This window comes from Tolypothrix tenuis PCC 7101, assembly GCF_963874875.1.
Classification (GTDB): Bacteria; Cyanobacteriota; Cyanobacteriia; order Cyanobacteriales; family Nostocaceae; genus Aulosira; species Aulosira tenue.
In genome coordinates this window covers 8240676-8248624 of sequence record NZ_CAWNJS010000001.1, presented here as the reverse complement: position 1 = coordinate 8248624, position 7949 = coordinate 8240676, and the positions used below count along the sequence as shown (strand labels likewise).

General features: G+C 42.7%; 6 protein-coding genes. 3 read left to right on the top strand and 3 right to left on the bottom strand.

What is annotated here, in order from left to right:
• Positions 1–32: 32 nt before the first annotated feature.
• Positions 33–1388: a GTP-binding protein gene (locus AACU25_RS32460; RefSeq protein ID WP_190446119.1), complete on the bottom strand. Its 1356-nt coding sequence runs from the start codon at positions 1386–1388 to the stop codon at positions 33–35.
• 121 nt (positions 1389–1509) lie between these two features.
• Here AACU25_RS32460 and AACU25_RS32455 point away from each other — a divergent pair, with 121 nt between their 5' ends.
• The 3 genes from AACU25_RS32455 (at position 1510) to AACU25_RS32445 (ending at position 3391) form a co-directional block, all read left to right on the top strand.
• Positions 1510–1818, top strand: coding sequence for a ribbon-helix-helix domain-containing protein (locus AACU25_RS32455; protein ID WP_321206917.1), 309 nt, complete (start codon positions 1510–1512; stop codon positions 1816–1818).
• 44 nt (positions 1819–1862) lie between these two features.
• Complete coding sequence (locus AACU25_RS32450; protein WP_321206916.1) at positions 1863–2072, top strand: type II toxin-antitoxin system RelE/ParE family toxin; 210 nt, start codon at positions 1863–1865, stop codon at positions 2070–2072.
• Between the two features lie 368 nt (positions 2073–2440).
• Complete coding sequence (locus AACU25_RS32445) at positions 2441–3391, top strand: class I SAM-dependent methyltransferase (protein ID WP_096582756.1); 951 nt, start codon at positions 2441–2443, stop codon at positions 3389–3391.
• Positions 3392–3872: 481 nt separating this feature from the next.
• Here the strand turns inward: AACU25_RS32445 and psbA are convergent, their stop codons facing one another.
• Together psbA and pcrA are read right to left on the bottom strand one after the other, a co-directional pair.
• A complete protein-coding gene (gene psbA, locus AACU25_RS32440) occupies positions 3873–4955 on the bottom strand; it encodes a photosystem II q(b) protein (protein WP_096580461.1) in 1083 nt (360 codons plus the stop codon).
• Positions 4956–5386: 431 nt separating this feature from the next.
• Positions 5387–7708 (bottom strand): DNA helicase PcrA, encoded by a 2322-nt coding sequence (gene pcrA / locus AACU25_RS32435; protein WP_096582754.1) that lies wholly within the window; start codon positions 7706–7708, stop codon positions 5387–5389.
• Positions 7709–7949 lie beyond the last annotated feature (241 nt).

The following is a 7949-nucleotide window of genomic DNA, read 5'->3' as shown; positions in this document are numbered from 1 at the left end:
ATCCCCAGTCCCCAATCCCCAGTCCCCAATCCCTAATCCCCAGTCCCCAATCCCCCTAACTCCTGGCGTAACCGATAGACAATCGTGTTCGGCTCGACTTGGGAGAGAATTTCTTGAATGACGGTGTTAGCGCCTAATTGTCCCCAGGTGCAACCGTTTTCTAGGTATACTTGTGCGGCTTTTCCAACAGCATAGGCTCCATAACCGGCGATTCCGGCTTGGGCGATCGCACTGCCAGCGGAGGCGGTAATATTGATAGGATTGTCACCGCTAGCTATGGCTGCGGTACTTTTGCCTAAACCGAATAAAAAGCTACTGCCTAATTCACTGAGCAATAAGCCACCGGAACTTAATAAAATCGTTTTGAGGATTTTCCCGGCTTCATAGCTGGTGATGGGTAAGCCATACAACCGCGCTAGGGAACGAATTAATAGTAAATCGGCAATAGCACCGCCTAAAATATCTAACACGGCGATGGGGTTGAGTCCGACTACCAAGGCTTTATATTTGGTAAATTGCCAAATAATTTCTTCGGCTTCTTGTTGGCGTAAGTCGATAGTTTTCTGAGCGATCGCGGCTTCTGCTTCCCTTGCTTGGATAAGTGCATTTAACGCTAACAGCGATCGCCCTTCACGGTTGAGAATATTTAATATTGTCTGTTTGAGTTCGTCTACTTGGGTGGGTGGTGTCTCCCATTCATAAGTCACATTCCCATCAGGCCACTCAACCCGCACTTCCATTGGTGCAGGTTCCGCCGCTACCATAACAATCTCATCGGGTAACAAAGGTTCTGCTTCGGGATGTCCTGCACCTAACTGCTGCAAATTCTCGTAAATCTTGGCTCTATCTGTATCTGGGTACAGGTCGATTTTGTTAAATACTAAAATTAGGGGTTTTTGGGCTTGGCGTAAATCTAGTAGCGCTTCATACTCTGTGCGCGTAATATCACCAGAGACCACAAATAAAATTAAATCGGCTTGGCGCGCTACTTCTCTGGCCATTTGCGCCCGTGATTCGCCTTCAATTTCATCTAATCCCGGTGTATCAATTAATTCTACCTGTACTTTACCTCCAGGTTGCCAGCGTACAGAACGGGGCCATTGCGTCACGCCATTTAAAGGGCCAGTTTGCAGAACCTTCTCCCCTAATAAAGCATTCAACACCGCCGACTTACCCCGACTCACCAAACCAAAAGCCGCAATTTTAATTACATTCGAGTCTAGTTTGTTGAGTGTGATACTCAAAGCCTCCAATTCTGGCTTTACCAAACCCGCCAATTCTGGATTAGATGCAAGCTGTCCTGACTTGCGAAGATATCCATACCAAGACAACGCTTGTCGGAGACTAGCACGCGCACGGTTTAAATGAGTTTCTTGCAAATTACGCACTGGATTGGCTTCAGTCAAGGTGAGATTGAGAACAAATTACATCTCTATTTTGCGCTAAATTCTCATCGCTCCTTGTTATGAAAGTTCACAAAGCTGGTTTGGTTTTAGGAAAGAAGTGCTTTTGCCGCAGGCGTTGGCGGAGCGATCGCTTAAAATTAAAATTACTCCTACTCCTAAAAAATCCATGCAAATTTTTTTGCCACCTGAAGTAGAAGCCTTGGTACAACGCCAAATTACTAGCGGGAAGTATCAAAACGCCATCGAAGTGATTCTTGCAGGGATCAAACTGCTAGAACAACAAGAAGATATCTATCAAGGACGACTACAAGAACTGCAACAAGCAGCACAGATTGGTTTAGAAGCATCTCAACGGGGTGAAGTTGTTGAAGGCTCAACTGCAATGGCTCAAATTCGTGCCAATTTGCGTTAGCAAAGCTTTCCGAAGGAATCGCGTTACGGTGTTTCCGACGAAGTATGAGCCAAAAATTTCGCCTAACTCAACCAGCAATTCAAGATATCGAACAGATTGCAGATTACATTGCTAGAGAATCTGGTTTGGTTCAATCTGAGCTTTTCTTAAGTCAGCTCGATGCGAAATTTACTAAAATTGCTCAGTTTCCCAACTTGGGACGAAAGCGTGATGAGATTTTACCCGGTCTCCGTAGCTTCCCAATAGATAACTAGCTAATTCTATACATGCCTATAGGAGAAGATGTTGAGATTTTTCGTGTTATCAGTGGTTATCGAAATTTATCAGCTTTATTCTCTGATTCTGATTCTTAATATTTTTTGATATAAGTCAAAGACATAATTTGTACAGCAATTTTTAGATATCAGCCAAAGCTTTTTGTGCGTTACTAATATTCACGAAATTTGGTACTCCCAAAAAATAAAATACATAAGCATATAGCGATAAACCAATATAAACTCAGGCGATCGCAGTTTTCAGGCTGCTCAGTTTTATTTAATGACCATAGGCAACTGATAAACCTGATAATTATCTTGGTTTCCACCTGTCTACTTAGTTATCTTGCCTCTATTTTTGCAAGCCGATGAACAACAAGCTAAAACCAGACTGGGCGGGAGAAGATACACTCTCCAAGTTTGTCAATCTCTTGATCCAAACAAAACCCATCTATAAATTGATGAAGCAGCAAGCCAGGAAAGTACTCATCAAAACTGCTGAGAAAAATGGTGTTCCCTGGCGCAAAAACTACGAGGCGCTCAAATCATCGGGAGTAACACAGCAAATGGCGGAGGTGACTAACCCCAATGTTGTTTATCCTGACTACTATCAAGTACCTTTCCACGCCTACACTGAAGGTAACCTTTGCTGGGATGCTGCTTTTGAAACAGAACCAGCTACTTATGCAATGGCGTTACGGGTTTGGCCGAAAGAAAACTTAACATGGGAAGTAGCTCATACAAGGCTTAGAAGTAGTTTTCACGAAGTTCTCGCCAAATATGGGCCGCAAGAAGTACGAGATATTCTCGATATAGGTTGTTCAGTGGGTATTTCCACTCAAGCCTTACACCACTACTACCAACAAAAGCAGAGTCATCCAGTGCGGACAGTGGGGCTGGATTTATCACCTTATATGCTCACCGTCGCCCGCAAACGCGATGTCAATCATGAGATATCCGAGTGGATACACGCCCAAGCTGAAAATACAGGGCTACCAGATAACTCTTTTGACTTAGTCACACTCCAGTTTGTGACTCATGAACTTCCTGGGTATGCTAGTAAAGCAATTTTCGCAGAAGCTTTGCGACTACTGCGACCTGGTGGTGCGATCGCACTGGTAGATAATAACCCAAAATCCAGCGTCATCCAAAACCTGCCACCAGTGCTATTTACATTAATGAAAAGCACCGAACCCTGGAGCGATGACTACTACACCTTTAATATTGAAGCCACATTGCAGTCAGTCGGCTTTGCTCAACCAATTACCGTAGCCAGCGATCCTCGCCATCGAACCATCGTCGCCAAAAAACAGGCTTAGGGACTTGCAACAAAAAATAAATATACCATCACTGTGTAGGTAGGGGGATAAGGGGAAAGGTGACAAGAAGAAATTACCCAATCCCCAATCCCCAAAATTTTTTCCAATTTTGCATAAACTTGCCAACATGGGCTGATGGGTAAATAAGTAAAGACCTCCTAGAGTTGATTTCTCCCCTGCTTACCAGGGGTTTTTTGGTCTATAACGCTGGCAATTTATCATTTGATAACATTTTGAAAAAAGAACGCGACAGATAGGTAGGGGCACGACACCAGTAAGATATTTAATATGCCAAAAGATTGAGGATGCCGTGCCCTTACAAAAAATTTATCTGTCGCAAACATTATTTGAATTGGTATCAAATCTAAAATCCAAAATGGTATGAGTTTTGCGATCGCAACATAAATACACAAAAAAAGCACCCTCCCAATTGGGAGGGCGCTTTTAATTCACAGAGAAGCTATTACTTTTGTCTCAGAAATTAGCCGTTGATAGCAGGAGCAGTTAAAGCAACAGGTGCTTGCTCGCCAGCAGCCAAGTCTAAGGGGAAGTTGTGAGCGTTACGCTCGTGCATTACTTCCATACCCAAGTTAGCGCGGTTGATGATATCAGCCCAGGTGTTAACTACACGACCTTGAGAGTCAATCACTGATTGGTTGAAGTTGAAACCGTTCAAGTTGAACGCCATTGTGCTTACGCCCAACGCGGTGAACCAGATACCGACTACTGGCCATGCAGCCAAGAAGAAGTGTAAAGAACGGCTGTTGTTGAAAGAAGCGTATTGGAAGATTAGACGACCAAAGTAACCGTGTGCAGCTACGATGTTGTAGGTTTCTTCCTCTTGACCGAACTTGTAACCGTAGTTTTGAGATTCGTTCTCGGTGGTTTCACGAACCAAGGAGCTTGTTACTAGAGAACCGTGCATTGCAGAGAACAAGCTACCACCGAATACACCAGCCACACCTAACATGTGGAAGGGGTGCATGAGGATGTTGTGTTCTGCTTGGAACACGATCATGAAGTTGAAGGTACCGGAGATACCCAAGGGCATACCATCTGAGAAGGAACCTTGACCAATGGGGTAGATCAAGAATACTGCTGTTGCTGCTGCTACTGGTGCAGAGAATGCTAGGCAGATCCAAGGACGCATTCCCAAGCGGTAAGACAATTCCCACTCACGACCTAGGTAGCAGAATACTCCTAGTAAGAAGTGGAATATTACCAATTGGTAAGGGCCACCGTTGTACAACCACTCATCTAAGGAAGCTGCTTCCCAAATTGGGTAGAAGTGTAAACCGATAGCGTTAGAAGAAGGAACAACTGCACCAGAGACGATGTTGTTTCCGTAGATTAAGGAACCTGCAACGGGTTCACGGATACCATCGATGTCTACTGGAGGTGCTGCGATGAATGCGATTACGAAGCAAGCGGTTGCAGCTAGTAGGGTTGGGATCATGAGGACACCGAACCAACCGATGTATAAACGGTTATTGGTGCTGGTAATCCATTCGCAGAAGCGATCCCATACGTTAGCGCTAGAGCGCTGTTGTAAGGTTGCTGTCATTGTTTTATGAATGCGATTAGTGATTTATGAATCAGACAAGGTTTGTTTTGCCTGTAAACTTACTTTACACTCATTTACAAAAGTTCATCAAGTACTAATAGTTTTGTAAAACTAATATAAGTAATCAGTTTTACTTATATTAAAGTTAAAATTATTACTATTTAACTAATTAGTAATTCAAAACATAATACCAATTTGAAAAAAATGCGACAGGTTGTAGGGGCATGGTACTGCCTTGCCCTCTAGAACATATTGATGTGTCGCAAACATTATTTGATTTGGGATGAACTTACGCCAGATATGCCCGCTATAAGCATATCTGTGCACTGTCTTGGACTCATTCGTCACATTACTTTAGAGACTATTCATCAAATAAATCTTAATTAGATTTGCGAAACCAAGAATCTCTGTAGGTTTTAGTCCAGAGAGGATCAATAATCTACTTTTTGTAACTGCGCTACTCTGGGATCAATAATTTTTTGTCCCAAATTCGCAAATTTAATTGCTACAGAAAGCTTCTGTCCATCCCCAAATACATGAGTGATTTCACCTACCCCAAAAGATTTATGTAAAACGCGATCGCCTACTTGCCAATTCTGCTTACCATTACCATTGGTAGTGGTAGCAGGTTTAGTATAGGTTTGACGACCTCTGCGACCATTAGCTAATAATTCTTCTGGTAATTCGTCTAAAAATTGCGATCGCACTGCAGGTTCACGCGAACCGTAAAGCCTGCGTTCACGAGCGTGTGATAAATATAACCTCTCTTGGGCGCGGGTAATTCCCACATAACACAGGCGGCGTTCTTCTTCTAAAGATGCAGGATCGCTGAGGGAACGGTAGCCGGGGAATAGTCCCTGCTCTAATCCCACCAAAAAGACTACAGGAAATTCCAACCCTTTAGAAGCGTGCAAAGTCATCAAAGAAACTGCTGTTTTTCCTTCTTTTAAATTATCTAAATCGGAACTCAGGGCAGTACTTTGCAAAAATCCTTGTAGGGTAGCATCTTCATTTTCTTCTTGGAATTGCAGTACAGCGTTGTAAAGTTCTTGGACGTTTTGGATTCTATCTTGGGATTCGTCTGTACCTTGACTGAGCAAGTCTTGCACATAACCAGAGTCTTCTAATATACCTTGCACAATTTCTGCGGCTGGCATGGTACCGATTTCGCCTTGCCAACGGCTAATCATTTCGGCAAAGGCTTTAACCGATTTCGCACCTCGTCCCGCTAAGGTATTAACTGAAGTATCGTCTGACAGTATTTCCCAGAGAGTTGTCCCTAATTGCTGGGAAGCGTTAATCAAAGCATCAATAGTTGTTTTGCCAATACCACGTCGGGGAGTATTAATAACTCGTAACAAACTCACAGTATCCGCAGGATTGGTGATCGCTCTTAAGTAAGCAATCACATCTTTGATTTCTTTGCGATCGTAAAATCTCATTCCCCCCACAACTGTGTAAGGAATTTGATATTTCACCAGCAGTTCTTCAAAGGGGCGTGATTGGGCGTTTGTCCGATAAAGTATGGCAAAACTGCCCCAGTTTATTTCGGGATTTTGATATTCTAAAGAGCGAATTTGATCGATGATAAACGCGGCTTCATCTAATTCATTATCCGCTTTGTGACAATAAATTTGCTCACCTGCGCCCCGCGTCGGTTTCAGAACTTTATCAATCCGTTGAGTATTATTTTCAATCAGTTCATTAGCCGCTTGCAGAATATTTTCACAAGAGCGATAGTTTTCTTCTAACTTCACCATTGTTCTGGTGTCTGCATCTGGTAAACCATCACCAAAATCATTCTGAAACTCTAGCAAGATTGTGAAGTCAGCCATTCTAAAAGAGTAAATTGACTGGTCAGCATCACCGACAACAAACACCGAACGATTTTGCCAATTCCATTCAGTCTTTCTATCTTCGCCATTAGTGACCAACAAGCGTATTAGGTCATACTGAGTGCGGTTAGTATCTTGATATTCATCAACTAAAATATGGCAAAATTTGCGATGCCAATAACCTAATACCTGTTCGTTTTGCTGAAACAGTCGAGTAGGAATGAGAATTAAATCATCAAAATCAAGGGCGTTATTTTGTGCCAACCTATCTTGATAGGAATTATAAACTTGAGCAATTACCCTTCCGCGATAATTTGGTTGCTCCTGTTCAAATTGTTGTGGTGATAAACCTTGGTTTTTAGCGTTACTAATTGCATAACGCACCGAACGATGGTCAAATTTCTTATCGTCTAAATTTAGCTGTTTTGTAACAATATCCTTAATCAAGCTTTGAGCGTCAGATTCATCAAAAATTGAGAAATTTTTATTCCACCGCCGACCTTTTTCGTCTTGGTACTTCTCAATATCAAATCGGAGGATGCGAGAAAACAGACTGTGAAAAGTACCGCACCATAAATCTTTGATAGTTTCGCGGTAAACTTGCGATCGCAGTTGCGTCTGTTGATATTCCGTCAACAAATCAAACCTAGTTCCGTGTTGTTTGATTGCTTCTTCTTCCGCAAACAGCTTTTGAATCCGTTCTTTCATCTCCCTAGCGGCTTTATTTGTGAAAGTCACCGCTAAAATATTTTCGGGCGCTACACGATGTTTAAGAATCAGGTTAGCAATCCGATAAGTCAACGCGCGTGTTTTACCGGAACCTGCACCAGCCACAACTAGCAGCGGGCCGCAGTAATGTTCTACGGCTTGACGTTGGCTGGGGTTAAGATGGCTGAGAAAGTCAATAGTTGTGGTCATGGATGACTGGGCAGAGAATTGCTTATTTTGAGAGTATCGTACTCAACGCCTATTATTCTAGGCTATTCAAATATCTCAATTTGACTTTGCTGAATTTCCGTACAAAAATCTTACTCTGCTATTATTTCCCGCCTTAAGCCACGATTTACACTTGCAAGTGCTTGAAACTGCTCGTAACTGGCTCTAAAGCTGTGGGAAATTTTAATACTGGGGTTCAACTGCCAGAATCCAGTTTACATTT